Source organism: Novosphingobium aquimarinum (assembly GCF_009746585.1).
Classification (GTDB): Bacteria; Pseudomonadota; Alphaproteobacteria; order Sphingomonadales; family Sphingomonadaceae; genus Novosphingobium; species Novosphingobium aquimarinum.
In genome coordinates, this window is the sequence record NZ_WRPO01000003.1 from 147,077 (window position 1) to 160,018 (window position 12,942).

The 12,942-nt window shown below is 65.1% G+C and carries 15 protein-coding genes; 10 read left to right on the forward strand and 5 right to left on the reverse strand.

Annotation, left to right across the window (positions count from 1 at the left end; translation table 11 throughout):
• The first annotated feature begins 60 nt into the window (after nt 1–60).
• The 7 genes from GQO94_RS04730 (at nt 61) to grxD (ending at nt 4,164) form a co-directional block, all read left to right on the forward strand.
• The gene (locus GQO94_RS04730; RefSeq protein WP_156840015.1) at nt 61–453 is read left to right on the forward strand and encodes a hypothetical protein; all 393 of its coding nucleotides are present in this window, start codon (nt 61–63) and stop codon (nt 451–453) included.
• A gap of 76 nt (nt 454–529) precedes the next feature.
• A complete protein-coding gene (gene leuC, locus GQO94_RS04735; RefSeq protein WP_156840016.1) occupies nt 530–1,963 on the forward strand; it encodes a 3-isopropylmalate dehydratase large subunit in 1,434 nt (477 codons plus the stop codon).
• Between the two features lie 373 nt (nt 1,964–2,336).
• Nucleotides 2,337–2,510, forward strand: coding sequence for a hypothetical protein (locus GQO94_RS20755; RefSeq protein ID WP_198045795.1), 174 nt, complete (start codon nt 2,337–2,339; stop codon nt 2,508–2,510).
• Nucleotides 2,510–3,112: a 3-isopropylmalate dehydratase small subunit gene (gene leuD, locus GQO94_RS04745; protein ID WP_156840017.1), complete on the forward strand. Its 603-nt coding sequence runs from the start codon at nt 2,510–2,512 to the stop codon at nt 3,110–3,112. The genes GQO94_RS20755 and leuD overlap by 1 nt, the downstream gene beginning before the upstream one ends.
• A gap of 75 nt (nt 3,113–3,187) precedes the next feature.
• Nucleotides 3,188–3,511: a DUF1476 domain-containing protein gene (locus GQO94_RS04750; protein ID WP_156840018.1), complete on the forward strand. Its 324-nt coding sequence runs from the start codon at nt 3,188–3,190 to the stop codon at nt 3,509–3,511.
• A 31-nt stretch (nt 3,512–3,542) separates the two neighbouring features.
• Entirely contained in the window at nt 3,543–3,776 is a 234-nt protein-coding gene (locus tag GQO94_RS04755; RefSeq protein ID WP_156840019.1) for a BolA/IbaG family iron-sulfur metabolism protein, read from the forward strand.
• A 58-nt stretch (nt 3,777–3,834) separates the two neighbouring features.
• The gene (gene grxD, locus GQO94_RS04760; RefSeq protein WP_156840020.1) at nt 3,835–4,164 is read left to right on the forward strand and encodes a Grx4 family monothiol glutaredoxin; all 330 of its coding nucleotides are present in this window, start codon (nt 3,835–3,837) and stop codon (nt 4,162–4,164) included.
• Between the two features lie 54 nt (nt 4,165–4,218).
• On the opposite strand, the gene GQO94_RS04765 is transcribed toward grxD, so the two are convergent.
• The 4 genes from GQO94_RS04765 to GQO94_RS04780 are packed head-to-tail and all read right to left on the reverse strand — an operon-like array spanning nt 4,219 to nt 9,176.
• On the reverse strand, nt 4,219–5,823 hold the full coding sequence (locus GQO94_RS04765) for a hypothetical protein (protein ID WP_156840021.1): 1,605 nt from the start codon (nt 5,821–5,823) through the stop codon (nt 4,219–4,221).
• A complete protein-coding gene (locus GQO94_RS04770; RefSeq protein ID WP_156840022.1) occupies nt 5,816–7,156 on the reverse strand; it encodes an NAD(P)/FAD-dependent oxidoreductase in 1,341 nt (446 codons plus the stop codon). The genes GQO94_RS04765 and GQO94_RS04770 overlap by 8 nt, the downstream gene beginning before the upstream one ends.
• Nucleotides 7,153–8,160 carry a lysylphosphatidylglycerol synthase transmembrane domain-containing protein gene (locus GQO94_RS04775; protein WP_198045796.1) on the reverse strand — a complete coding sequence of 336 codons (1,008 nt, stop codon included), beginning with the start codon at nt 8,158–8,160 and terminating at the stop codon, nt 7,153–7,155. Before GQO94_RS04775 ends, GQO94_RS04770 begins: the two co-directional genes overlap by 4 nt.
• Nucleotides 8,161–8,171: 11 nt before the next feature.
• Complete coding sequence (locus tag GQO94_RS04780; protein ID WP_156840024.1) at nt 8,172–9,176, reverse strand: glycosyltransferase family 2 protein; 1,005 nt, start codon at nt 9,174–9,176, stop codon at nt 8,172–8,174.
• A 313-nt stretch (nt 9,177–9,489) separates the two neighbouring features.
• Between GQO94_RS04780 and GQO94_RS04785 the strand changes: the two genes are divergently transcribed.
• Genes GQO94_RS04785 through GQO94_RS04795 form a run of 3 tightly spaced genes read left to right on the forward strand, consistent with a single transcriptional unit; the run spans nt 9,490 to nt 11,443 of the window.
• Complete coding sequence (locus GQO94_RS04785) at nt 9,490–10,368, forward strand: UbiA family prenyltransferase (RefSeq protein WP_198045797.1); 879 nt, start codon at nt 9,490–9,492, stop codon at nt 10,366–10,368.
• Nucleotides 10,365–11,057 (forward strand): HAD family hydrolase, encoded by a 693-nt coding sequence (locus tag GQO94_RS04790; protein ID WP_156840025.1) that lies wholly within the window; start codon nt 10,365–10,367, stop codon nt 11,055–11,057. The genes GQO94_RS04785 and GQO94_RS04790 overlap by 4 nt, the downstream gene beginning before the upstream one ends.
• Before the next feature lie 5 nt (nt 11,058–11,062).
• Nucleotides 11,063–11,443: a GtrA family protein gene (locus GQO94_RS04795; RefSeq protein WP_198045798.1), complete on the forward strand. Its 381-nt coding sequence runs from the start codon at nt 11,063–11,065 to the stop codon at nt 11,441–11,443.
• On the opposite strand, the gene GQO94_RS04800 is transcribed toward GQO94_RS04795, so the two are convergent.
• Nucleotides 11,409–12,929, reverse strand: coding sequence for a hypothetical protein (locus GQO94_RS04800; RefSeq protein WP_156840027.1), 1,521 nt, complete (start codon nt 12,927–12,929; stop codon nt 11,409–11,411). The two genes, GQO94_RS04795 and GQO94_RS04800, sit on opposite strands and share 35 nt — an antisense overlap.
• Between the last annotated feature and the right edge of the window lie 13 nt (nt 12,930–12,942).

Sequence of the window (12,942 nt, forward strand, 5' to 3'; positions counted from 1 at the left end):
TGACGCGCCTATTTCTGAACGGGCCGATACGAACTGCCGTCATGTGAAAGGAAGTCAGCCATGACCAAATTTGCCAAGATCATCGCCCCCGCCCTCGTCGCCACGCTCGGCCTGGGCACGCTCGCAACGCCCGCGGTGGCACATTCGGGCCCGTCGAATCTCTACGGCAACCGCGTCGAAGCCGCGCGCTATACCCCGGTGCGCAACTTCGATGTGCGCCGCGACATCAAACAGCTCGACCGTCAGATCGCCCGCGCGCATTCGCGCCGTGCCATCTCGACCCGCGAAGCGCGCGGCCTTCAGCGCGAAGCCGATCAGGTCAAGCGTCTCTACGCCCAATATGCGCGCAACGGCCTGACCGCGCGTGAGACCCGGGCGATCCAGAACCGTATCGACCGCATTCAGTACGCGTTGCGCGCAGAGCGCCGCGATCGCGATGGTCGTCGCGGCTGAGACAAGCCGCAAGGTACCGCAAAAGGCCCGCCCCTCCCGCTTGCAAGGCGGGCGCGGCGGGCTTAAGCGCGCGCATATGGCCAGTAAACCGCGCACGCTCTACGATAAGATCTGGGACGCTCACGTCGTCGATACTCGCGACGACGGCACCTGCCTCGTCTATATCGACCGCCACCTCGTCCACGAAGTCACCAGCCCGCAGGCATTCGAAGGCCTGCGCATGGCGGGGCGCCCCGTGCGTCGCCCCGACCTTACCATCGCGGTGCCCGATCACAATTTGCCGACCACCGCGCGCAAGGACGCGAACGGCGGCATCCTGCCGATCGCCGACGCCGAAAGCGCCAACCAGCTTTCCACGCTGAAGCGCAACGCCCCCGAGTTCGGCATCCGCTACATCGATGCGACCGACCGTGAGCAAGGCATCGTCCACGTCGTCGGCCCCGAGCAGGGCTTCTCGCTGCCCGGTGCGACGATCGTCTGCGGGGACAGCCACACCGCCTGCCACGGCGGCATCGGTGCGCTGGCGTTCGGCATCGGGACCACCGAGGTCGAGCACGTGCTGGCGACGCAGACGCTGCTGCTCAAGCAATCGAAGACGATGGAAGTGCGCGTCGACGGCCAGCTCGGCGCGGGCGTCACTCCCAAGGACGTAATCCTCCACGTGATCGGCGTGATCGGCACGGCCGGCGGGACCGGCCACGTCATCGAATATCGCGGCAACGTGTTCGAGGAGATGACCGTCGAGGGCCGCCTGACGGTGTGCAACATGTCGATAGAAGGCGGCGCGCGCGCAGGCCTGATCGCCCCCGACGAAACGACCTTCGCCTACCTCAAGGGTCGCCCTTATGCGCCCACCGGCGAGGACTGGGACAAGGCCGTCGCCTGGTGGAAGAGCCTGGCGACCGATCCCGGCGCGACGTTCGACAAGTCCATCTCGATCCGCGCCGAGGACATCCAACCCACCGTCACCTGGGGTACCAGCCCCGAAGACACGTCCGCGATCGGCGGCATCGTCCCCGCGCCCGAGGATTTCGCCGACGCTTCCAAGCGCGAAGCGGTCAAGGTTAGCCTGGATTACATGGGCCTGACGCCGGGCACCAAGCTGACCGACGTCGAAGTGCAGAACATCTTCATCGGTTCGTGCACCAACAGCCGCATCGAGGACATCCGCGCCGCGGCTGCCGTGCTCAAGGGGCGCAAGAAGGCCGACAACGTCAAGTGGGCGATCGTCGTGCCGGGCTCGGGTCTGGTCAAGGAACAGGCCGAGGCCGAGGGTCTCGACAAGATCATCGTCGAAGCCGGCCTCGAATGGCGCGAACCCGGCTGCTCGGCCTGCCTCGCGATGAACCCCGACAAAGTCCCGGCGGGTGAGCGTTGCGCATCCACCAGCAACCGCAACTTCACCGGCCGTCAGGGCCCGGGCAGCCGCACCCACCTGATGAGCCCCGCCATGGCCGCCGCCGCCGCGGTGACCGGCAAGCTCACCGACGTGCGCGATCTGGTGGAGTGAAAGGCGCCTGCCTGTGCGGTTCGGTCACGATCGAGACCGCCGGGCGGGGGCGATGGCAAGGCCTTCTGACCGACCCTTAGTCGCTTGACGCGGGCGATTCGCTTCGCAACCATCGAGCCCATGCGTAAGCTGCCCGTCGCCGCTCTCGCCTTTCTCTTGCTCGGCTGCTCGGCGCCGCCCCGCCGCCCGCGCCAGTCTTCCTGACGCGTCTCGATTGCGGCGGGAAGCAATTGGCGAAGAACCTCGGCGCCACCGTAATCATCCAGTACGAGCCTGCCGACGTCGGCAAGTTGCCCGAGTTTCCCGCTGCAGCGAAATGAACCGCGCGCGCCCCTCTTGCGAAGCGCACGCGCTCGCCGCATAGGATCGCGCCATGACAGACGACACCGAAAAGTCCGACATCGTCACCCGCGCGGCTGTGGCCGCAGGCGCCGCGATCGGTTCCGCCGCGATCGCGGCCGCGCTCCTCTACGCGAAGAAGCGCCGCGACAAGGACAAGCCCACCGCGCCGCCGCTGCACCCGCATAACGCGCCAGAGACCGACTGATGGACGCGATCGACCACGTTTCCGGTCGCGCCATTCCGTTCGGCCGCAAGAACGTCGACACCGACGTGATCATCCCCGCGCACTGGCTCAAGACGGTGACGCGTGAGGGGCTCGGTCGCGGTGCCTTCGAAGCGGTCAAGGCCGAGCCGGGCAACGTGTTTACCGATCCCGAATTTGCCGACGCGCCGATCCTGATCGCAGGCGACAACTTCGGCTGCGGCTCGAGCCGCGAGCATGCCGCCTGGGCCCTGCTCGACATGGGCGTGACTTGCGTGATCGCGCCGAGCTTTTCCGACATCTTTTCGAGCAACGCGTTCAAGAACGGCATCCTCACCGTGGCCTTGCCTCAGGATGCGGTCGACCGCCTGCTGGAGGTCACCCAGACCGATCCAATCGACATCGATCTGGAATCGCAGACGGTGACGACCCGCTTCCAGGACCGCTTCACCTTCGAGATCGACCCCTTTCGCAAGCACTGTCTGCTCAACGGTTTGGACGAAGTCGGGCTGACGCTGGCGCAGGCGGATACGATCTCGCGGCACGAGGAGCGCGCCGGGCGGGACTTGCCGTTCCTGATGAACACGCCGGCGAGCGCCGCCTGAGGCTTTCAAATCGGTTGAACCTGCGGGGCGCGCGCCCTATCGCAAACCAGGAATCCAGACTTTCGAGGGATCACGATGACTTCATTTGACGATCGCGAGCGCGCGGAAGAAGCCAAGTTCGCGCATGACGAGGATATGCTGTTCCGGATCCAGGCCCGCCGCAACCGGCTGCTGGGCGAGTGGGCCGCCTCGGAAATGAAGCTTTCGCCGGCCGAATCCGATTCCTATGCCAAGGCCGTCGTGCAGGCGGATTTCGAGGAAGCGGGCGACGAGGACGTGATCCGCAAAGTGCTCGGCGACATGAATTCCGCCGGGGTCGACATCGACGAGGCCCGCGTGCGCGCCGCGCTCGAGCAAAAGCACATCGAAGCCCGCCGCCAGCTGATGGGCGAAGCCTGAAACGAAGACGCCGGACCCGGAGAACCACGAGATGGCCATGCCAGCCGCAGAGATCGAGAAGCTGATCGTCGAATCGCTGCCCGACGCGCAAGTGACGATGACCGACCTTGCCGGCGACAACGATCACTGGAAAGCGCACGTCGTCTCCTCCGCATTCGTCGGCAAGACCCGCGTCGCTCAGCACAAGATGGTCTACGAAGCGCTGGGCGGGCGCATGGGCGGCGAGCTTCACGCCTTGCAACTGACCACCGCTGTACCCAACTGACCGTTAACACAGCTTCGTCCGGGCCATCGTCCGGAACCGCGATCAAGGGTAATCCAGGATGTCAGACGTCAACCACCGCATCGGCGAAATCGTCAGCAGCGACGATGTCGTGCTGTTCATGAAGGGCACGCCGCTCTTCCCGCAATGCGGCTTTTCCAGCCGCGCGGTCGCGATCCTCGATCATCTCGGCGTCGCTTACGGCAGCGTCGATGTTCTGCAAGATCAGGAAGTGCGGCAGGGCATCAAGTCCTACTCGGACTGGCCGACGATTCCGCAACTGTATGTCAAAGGCGAATTCATCGGCGGCAGCGACATCATGATGGAAATGTTCGAGGCAGGCGAGCTGGAACAGCTCATGGTCGAACGCAAGGTCGCGAAAGCCGACTGATCCTCTCGTGACCGGGCGGCGGAGCGAGACACGCCCCCTGCCCGGGCAACGCCGTCATCGGCGAATGAAGAAGTCGATTTCGGCATCCTCGCTCAGCTTCCTGACGGTGTCGAGCCGATAGCGGGATCCGGGAGCCGAAAGACAACGGGCCAGCTCGCGGTTCGGCCGGGGATGATCCATTCCCTGGAACGTGACCACGATGGCCGGGCCGCGGCGCATGAGCGTCCGGCAATATTCGCGCGCATCGCGGGGCGCCAGAAAGCCCGTGAACGGACCGATCTGCTGCCACCATCCTGCCAGAATATGTCCGGTGTTCGCGGCATGCGGGAAGCCGTGTCTGCCTTCGTTCAATTGCCAATGGGCATAGACGCTCACCGGCACCAGAATGCTCCGGTCCGATGCCGGCCGCGACGCGCGATACCGCGTAATCTCGCGAACCAGCACGGCGTGCGGATGGTCCTCGTCTGCCGCGCGGGTGCCGTGCACCAGATCCCTCACGGCAAGGCCGAGACACAGCAGTGCCAGCAGCGGCAAGGCGTAGCGCGACGCCGCGCGCAATGGCGCGCCGATCGCGTCGCGCAGCCGCCCTTCGCAGATCTGGATAAGGAAGAGGATCAGCAGATAACCCGCGAACGCATCGAAGAGATGCACGTAGTGGTTCCACCAGTGCTTGGCCGCCATGAAGGCGAACAGCACCACGATCGCGCCGATGGCATGGTAGACGAGAGGGTTGATCCCCTCGCCCTTCCGCGCCCCGACAAGGGATAGGACCGTCACCCCGGCAAAGATGGCCGCGATGTAGACCGGCAACAGCTGTCCATCGCGAAGCGACACCCAGAGGAAGCCGATCACGTTGATCAGGAACGGCGCCTGGTTCACGTCGCTTGCGAGCAACCGCAACCCATCGCGAAGCGCGTCGACCTGGCCGGTGACCACATAGGGCAGGACATTGCAGGCGACCCCGAACCCGCCGATCGAAGCCGCCCAGGCGATGCTTTGGAGCAGCACTTTGCGCCGCGGCGCTGCAGGGGCCTTGGCGAGGAAGGCCTCTGCCAAGAGCCACAGTACCGTAAAAGCGAGCGGCGCCAGGAAATAAGGGCGCATCGAAATCGCGAGAGCCGCCGCCAGTCCGCCGAGGACAAACACGGCAATCCGCGCCATTGTCGACGCCGGCTCCGAGTGAGCCATCAACAGCATGAGCACCATCACCGTCGCAGCGAGGAACGAGGCGACAGGGTTGATTGTCGAGACACCCCCCGGACTCATCGTCGTCATGAACAGCAGGAAGAGCAGGCCGAAATCGACCACGCGCTGGCGGTCAGCGCGCAAGGCCGGTTCGCCCCCGACGAGCCGGGGGATCCAGACCCTAAGGCCGAGGAAGCACACGAGGCAGGTGATCAGCGACATCGCCCGCCAGACCTGGATGCCGGCTTCGAACGAGGCCGGCAGCACCATCACCATCTGCAGCATCGGCAGCTTGTCGTGGAATTCGCGCGTCCACAGCAGTTCGCCCGCCAGCAATCGGCTGCCGAAGTAGAATTCGTGATCGAGGTCCCAGTCGTAGCCGCTGAGGAAGACGGTCACGACGGCCAGCACATTGGCCAGAACCAGGATCAGGCTCGCCCATCGCAACGCGCGTGCCAGGCCCTTGTCAGCCATGCGCGGGCGGCGCTTCCGTCAGGCTTCGGGCGATTTCCTGCGCCATCTTGCGCCCTTCGCGAATGGCGTAGTTGGTGCCTCTGTCCTCGGGATAGATCTGCGCCATCGAACAGATGTGGAAGCCCGGCAGCGGCCCCTGCTCCGCAGGAATCAACGCCGAATAGCGTTTCTCGACGACCGGCTGCGACCAACGCGCCTTCCAGACCTTGAAGTCCCGGATCCAGGCGCGATCGAACGCCGGGAACATGCGCTGCAGATGCGGCAGCGAGTATTCCAGCACCTCGTCCGGGGTCATCGTATAGAGCGCATCGGTATGCGGCAGATACTTCGAAAGATAGACGATGTGGTCGCCGGCATAGCTGTCCGGACTTTCGAAATTGGTGTGCTCGATCACGCCCACGTAGGGAAAGGTCGGATCGTTGACGTTCAGCCAGTACGTCGAGCTCAAGGACCGATCGAGCTGGAGGACGAGGCAGACGTTGCCGAGATAATCGATCCGGCGCAGTTGCGCGGCATAGTCGGGCGCGGCCCAATCCTGGATCATGTCGGCGATCAGCGGCAGCGCCGGGGTCGCGATGATCAGGTCGCTTTCCACGCGTCCCCAAGGTCCTTGCGCGATCCAGCGGCCATCCTCGTTGCGCTCGAAGCGTTCGACCGGCGCATTGAGCCGCACCTCGCCGCCCCCGGCGCGGATCGCATCGGCGGCGCTTTCGGCGAGCGAGGCGAACGAGCCTTTGAAGTAGGCCAGCCGCTCCTCGCCTGCCTTGCCGCGTGAACTGCCGCGCAGCTTCAGCTTGTTCCAGAACCACACTGCCGAGATCTTTTCGGCGTAAGGCCCGAACTTGCCTTGCAGCAGCGGCTCCCACATCACCTTGTAGACCCGCTCGCCGCCCAGCTCGCGCAGCCACTGCGCCGCGGTCTTGTCCTCGAGCTGCTTCCAGTCCCCGACGCGCCGTGCCCGCAAGGTAAGAATGCCCAAGCGGATGCGATCGACAAACGGAAGCGGGGTGAAGCGCAGCAGATCCAGCGGGGTCGACATCTTGAAGACCGATTGGTTGTAGTAGACCCCGGTATTCGTCGGGTTGACCACGACCTTGTCGCTCAAACCGAGCGCATCGATTAGGTCCATCACGTCCTGATCGCTGGTGAACCAGTGGTGGTAGAACCGGTCGAGCCGCTCGCCGTCGGTTTCGAAGGCTCCGGCCAGCCCGCCGACGACGCTGTCGGCCTCGAGCACCGTCACCTTGTGGCCCGCGCGCGTCAGGTAGAACCCGGCCGCAAGGCCCGAAAACCCGCCGCCGATGATAGTGATCTGACGGGGCGTGTCGGTCATGATGGTACTCGCTTGCAGGGTTTGGCGGCGGGCGCGGAGCCCGAGAGATTCCAGATCAGCATCGCCGCGCCGCCGATGACGGTGGCGGGCAGCCAGATCACCAGATGGACCAGGACCGCGAAGGCGGCGGCGGCTGCGGGAGCGTTACCGACGAGCTGGACGGACTTGATGACGAAGAAGTCGAACGTCCCGATGTAGCCCGGCGTCGAGGGCAGCAAAGTCGACAGCGTGCCCACGGGAAAGGCGAGCCAGGCCGCGACGGGTTCGGACATCGCCGGAACCGCGCGGGCCACGGCCCAGAACACCGCGCCTTCCAGCGCCCAAGCCGCGGCCGACCAGAGCGAGAGAACCAGCATTCGCGGCCCCTCGGAGAGATGGCGCAGCGTCGCGAAGATATTGTCGACGAAGGGGCTCAAGCGATCGGACAGACCGATCGAGATCCGGCGGACGAGCGCCAGGCAGACACGGGCAAGCGGCTCGAACAGTTGGGGGAACAGCAGAACGGCCAGGATCGCCGCGCCGACTGCCGCCAACACGCCGCCGCTGGCGCCGATCAGCGTGCCGAGCCCATTGCCGCCGACCGGAAGCAGCATCAGCGCCAGTCCCAGCGCGACCAGCAGGGACAGCATGTCGAGCATGCGTTCGACCAGCAGGGTCGCCAGCAGCGTCGAGACCGGAACCCCGAGATACTTGGTGAAGCCGAACACGCGCAGCGCATCTCCGGCGCGGAAAGGGAGGACGTTGTTGGCCGCGATCGAACCGAAGAAGGCGACAGCCGCCGGTTGCCAGCGGATCTGCGGATTGTCGCGCAACAGCATGAGGCGCCAGCGCGCGATGCGGCAGCCATAGCCCAGCAGGAACAGCCCGACGCCCAGCACGATCCAGCCCGGCGATGCCTCGCGCAGCGCGCGGACCACCGCGTCCCCGTCGATATTGCGTACCACGAGCCAGACGAAGAACCCCGCGACGGCGAGGCTGATCGAAAGCTGGAGACCGCGCTTCACTCCACGGCCCGTCATTCGGCGCGCTCGGGGTTCGTGGCGGTCGGGCGGTTGATCTCCGTGACGGTCGCGGCGCCGCGCTCGTCGTCGAAACCGACGCGCTCGCCGACGACGTAGAGCGGGCGGCGCTTCACTTCGCTGTAGATCCGGCCGACGTATTCGCCCAGGATTCCGAGCGAGAAAAGCTGGACCCCGCCGATGAACAGCACCGCGATCATCAGCGCCGTCCAGCCTTCGACCCAGATCGAGGTGAAGACCCGCAAAGCCAGCGCGTAGAAGATCCCGAGAATGGCCAGCGTCGCCGCAATCAGGCCGAGCGCCACCGACAATTGCAGCGGCTTGGTCGAAAACGACAGGATCCCGTCGATGGCGAAGCGCAGCATCTTGCGCAGCGGGTACTTGGACGTCCCGGCGACGCGCTCGACCCGCACGTAAGGCAGCGCAATTTGCCGAAACCCGATCCAGGCCACCATGCCGCGCACGAAGCGATGCCGCTCGGGCATGGCCTTGAGCACGTCCACGACCGGGCGGCTCATCAGGCGGAAGTCCCCGGTATCCAGCGGAATCTCCACTTCCGACAAGCGGTTGAGCAGCCGGTAGAAGCCCCGCGCGGTGGCCAGTTTGAACGTGCTTTCGCCGGCCCGCGACATGCGCATGCCGTAAACGACGTCGTAGCCTTCCTGCCATTTCGCGATCATGTCGTTCACGACTTCGGGCGGATCCTGCAGATCGGCATCGATCAGCACCACGGCGTCGCCGCGCGTCGCGTCGATGCCCGCAGTCACTGCGATCTGGTGGCCGAAATTGCGGGCGAAACGGATGACGCGCAGGCGGGGATCGGCACGTGCCGCTTCGCACAGAAGCTCGAATGTGGCGTCGCGCGAACCATCGTCGACATAGACGATCTCGAAGTCGAAGCCCGGCTGACTGTCGCAAAGCCGATCGAGGCTGGGGAGCGTCTCCTTGAGAACCTCTTCCTCGTTGTAACAAGGGACGACGATCGAAATCAATTTTCGCACGAAATGCGTGTCCCCCGACACCGACCGCAGCCCCGAGGCTCCTCCACGAAATGCGTGTGAATCCCTAAGCTATCCGCAAGGCCATCGGCAAGGCTTTTACACGTGGTGCCCGAGACTTGCGACTGCTCCAGGACAAAAAGGACTGGCGGTTTTCCAGGGAGTTCTCCATCAGGAGGCTACTAAGGAAATCTACTCGGTCGGGAAGGACGCAGCGATCAAGCCGGATTCCGAAATTGCCCCGGCAAGCCATGGTCGGTTTGCAGACTATCTCGCCATCGCGCGCTTCGATCATGCGACCAAGCATATCTTCGTCGTGCCCGGGATCCTGCTGGCGCTGCTCCTGCGCGGGCCGATCGCGCAGGATATCGTCCTCTCGCTGGTGACGGGGTTCGGCGCGGTGGTCTGCATCGCTTCGGCCAATTACGTCATCAACGAATGGCTCGACCGCGACTTCGACCGGCTCCATCCCACCAAGTCCACGCGCGCCGCAGTCCAGCGCGAATTGCGCGGCGAACTGGTGTTTGCCGAATGGCTGCTGTTCGTGGTGGTGGGACTGGCGCTGGCCGCGGTGTGCAGCACGATCACGCTGTGGCTGGCAGCGATCTTCGCGCTGCAGGGCCTGGTCTACAACGTGCCGCCGGTCCGCTCGAAGGATCGCGCCTATATCGACGTGGTGTCGGAAGCGGTGAACAACCCGCTGCGCTTCATGATCGGCTGGTCTATGATCGATCCGGCGACGATCCCCCCCTCGTCGATCCTGCTCGCCTACTGGACGGGCGGCGCCTTCCTGATGGCCGCGAAACGATTGTCCGAATATCGCCAGCTCGCCGCCTCGCACGGAACCGAGCTGCTGGTCCGCTACCGCGCCAGTTTCGCCGGCTATACCGAAATCTCGCTGACGGCGTCGTGCTTCCTCTACGCGCTGCTGTCCTCGTTCTTCATGGCCATCTTTCTGGTGAAATACCGGATCGAATACATCGTCTGCTTCCCGGTGCTGGCCGCGCTGTTCGTGCATTACCTCGCCTTGTCGATGAAGCCCGAGTCCGCGGCGCAGAGCCCGGAGAAACTCTATCGCGAGACGATCCTGATGGGACTCGTGGCGCTGCTCGGCGTGCTGTTCGTGGGCGCGACCTTCATCGACATTCCGGCGCTCGAGACGCTGACCAGCCAGCATTACATCACGCTGCGATGACCGCGCCATTCGCGGGCAATTGGGATGCGATCCGGCTGATCGTGTTCGATCTCGACGGCACGCTATACGATCAGCGGCCCTTGCGCCGCCGCATGGCTTTCGAGCTGGCGCGCGATGCGCTCGCGAGCCGACAGACGAAGACGCTTCGCACGCTGGCGAGATACCGCAGGTTGCGGGAGGAATGGGCCGAACGAAACCTCGCCGACTTCGAAAGCGAGCTGCGCGAGGCCGTGGCTTTGGCAACGTCAACCCCGCCCGATGATGTCGCTGTGCTCGTCAGCGAATGGATCGAGACCCGTCCCTTGCGACACTTGCGGCGATACCGGTTCGCGCAGCTTGCCGAGCTGTTCGCCGGCATTCGCCGAAGTGGCCGCACGATCGCGGTCCACTCCGACTATCCGGTGGCGGCGAAGCTGGCCGCGCTGGAACTGGAGGCCGATCACATCGCTTGCGCCGGAGATGCGAACGGGGTTCGGCTCAAGCCCGATCCTTCGGGGCTGCTCTGGCTGATGGAACGCGCCGGCGCCGCCCCGCACGAAACGATCATGATCGGCGACCGCCTTGAACGCGACGGCCTGGCCGCCCAGCGCGCCGGCACCGCCTGCCTGATCAAATCGCGCCGACCGATCCCCGGGGTCACCACCTTCCGCCACTTCGACGACGCGGTGTTCGCGCCGCTGCTTGGCTGAGCCACTTGCGCTCGGTTCCCGAAAAGCTCGCGCGATACGTCTGCACCGGCGGGCTCGCCGCGATCGTCGATCTGGGCGGCTTCCTGCTGCTTTCTCGCCTCGGGTGGCCGCTGGTGGTCGCCGCCGCCGCCAGTTTCCTCGTCGCGATGCTGTTCCACTATGTCGCGGCCAGCCGGATCGTCTTCGCCCATGCGTTGAGCTGGAGCCGGTTCGCGTCCTTCGCGCTGGCTTCGCTGCTGGGGCTCGCGGTCAACACCGGAGTCACCAGCGCCGCCGCCTATCTGTTCGCGCTTGCCCCGCCCTGGGCGAAAGTGCTGGGCATCGGCGTGGCGTTCGCGGTCAACTTTTCGGTCAATCTGCTGGTGACGTTTCGCGAGCGGCACTGATCCGGGACTGCCCGCGCCAGGCCATCGCGAGCGCCAACGCCGCGAGCGGGACGAGCCAGATCACGCGCGCCTGAAATCGATCGAAGGGCGAGGCAATGATCCCGCAGACCGCCGCGTTTGCGACGACGCCGAACAGGATCAGCCAGGACGCGGTGATCAAGTCTCCACCGATCGCGCGCTGTGACCGCCATAAGCGCCATTGCATTGCCGCTATGATGGCGAGGCTTGCGAGCACCACGAGGTACGTGCTCCCGGTCAGCCAATCCTCGATGACACCGTGGCCGGCGGCAGCCGAGCGGGCCACGCGGCGGAATTCGGAAGCCGGCAATCGCGTTGCGAACGTCTGAAAGGAGTCCGCATCATAATACAACTCGTCGAGCTTGAAGCGGCCGAGCTGCTCCAGGAACGACAGCGAAAACCCGCCCATCGTTTCTAGCGGACGGTCCGCGAGCACGGCGAATGCGAAGCGCACTTGCTCGTCGCTGATCGCGCGCTTGCGCGGCGCATCGGCCACCGCAAACACGCCGTTGCGCGGATCGGGATTGAACAGGAAGTTGGTCCAGACGATCGGGAACTTGGCGCGGTCGGCACAGATCGCGAAGCCCGCTTCGGGGCAATGCTCGTCGAGGTACTCTGTCCCCGGCCCCATTTCGACGAGATGCGCGGAAAGATGCGGCAAGCGCAGCGGCGCCGAACCCAGCATCTGCCGCGCCGCAAAGTTGAACGCCTGCTCACCCGCAAAGCCGACCAGCAGCGCGCTTGCGATCAGGAGGAGCGCCGGATCGCGCAGCCGCCGCCATCCGTGCCGGGCCACCAGCACGATTCCGAGACCCAGCATCAGCCCGACGAGCAGCAGATGGCTGCTGTGCCCCAGCAGCGCGAGCACCAGAATAGCGAGCAGGCACACCCGATCGAACAGGCCCAGCACTGCAAACCGCGTGAGCAGGATCGCCACGATCACGATCGCCGCGCCCGCCAAGATATCGGGCATGATCAAGTTGGTGAAATAGCCGAGCGGAGTCGCCAGCGAGAGTAAGGCCAGCAGCGGAAGGAACAGCGTGAGCGCTTGCGGCATCAAGACCCGGAAGAAGGCGTGCACGACATAGGAGACGATCAGCGCTTGCAGTGCCGCCAGATAGAACAGCGATCCCAGCCAAAGCGCGGCGTAGACCAGCACGCCGTAGTAAACCGAGCGCCCCGCGATAACGACACCGTCGTCGACCGACGTCAGCGCCCCGCCATCCACTGTCGGCAAGTTACGGGCCGGATCGACAGTCGCGGGATCCGCGAGCGCTGGCTCGCCAAGCGAGAACCGATCGCCCAGCAAGCGCACGATGCCGGTTTCCGCGCCTTTGTAATAAGTCGTAGTATCGCGGTAGAGAAACGGCTCCTGGTTGAGCAAGCCCGGGATCAGCAGCAGCAATGCCCCGGCCAGCACCACCAGCAGGTGTCGAAGCGCGGTGTTGTGCGACGAAGGCCGATCCATATCCTTCGCGTCT

What these genes read in the sequence shown, in the direction of transcription:
- GQO94_RS04730 (WP_156840015.1), top strand. Translation starts at nt 61, where the DNA reads ATGACCAAATTTGCCAAGATCATCGCCCCCGCCCTCGTCGCCACGCTC.
- leuC (WP_156840016.1), top strand. Translation starts at nt 530, where the DNA reads ATGGCCAGTAAACCGCGCACGCTCTACGATAAGATCTGGGACGCTCAC.
- GQO94_RS20755 (WP_198045795.1), top strand. Translation starts at nt 2,337, where the DNA reads ATGACAGACGACACCGAAAAGTCCGACATCGTCACCCGCGCGGCTGTG.
- leuD (WP_156840017.1), top strand. Translation starts at nt 2,510, where the DNA reads ATGGACGCGATCGACCACGTTTCCGGTCGCGCCATTCCGTTCGGCCGC.
- GQO94_RS04750 (WP_156840018.1), top strand. Translation starts at nt 3,188, where the DNA reads ATGACTTCATTTGACGATCGCGAGCGCGCGGAAGAAGCCAAGTTCGCG.
- GQO94_RS04755 (WP_156840019.1), top strand. Translation starts at nt 3,543, where the DNA reads ATGGCCATGCCAGCCGCAGAGATCGAGAAGCTGATCGTCGAATCGCTG.
- grxD (WP_156840020.1), top strand. Translation starts at nt 3,835, where the DNA reads ATGTCAGACGTCAACCACCGCATCGGCGAAATCGTCAGCAGCGACGAT.
- GQO94_RS04765 (WP_156840021.1), bottom strand. Translation starts at nt 5,823, where the DNA reads ATGGCTGACAAGGGCCTGGCACGCGCGTTGCGATGGGCGAGCCTGATC.
- GQO94_RS04770 (WP_156840022.1), bottom strand. Translation starts at nt 7,156, where the DNA reads ATGACCGACACGCCCCGTCAGATCACTATCATCGGCGGCGGGTTTTCG.
- GQO94_RS04790 (WP_156840025.1), top strand. Translation starts at nt 10,365, where the DNA reads ATGACCGCGCCATTCGCGGGCAATTGGGATGCGATCCGGCTGATCGTG.
- GQO94_RS04800 (WP_156840027.1), bottom strand. Translation starts at nt 12,929, where the DNA reads ATGGATCGGCCTTCGTCGCACAACACCGCGCTTCGACACCTGCTGGTG.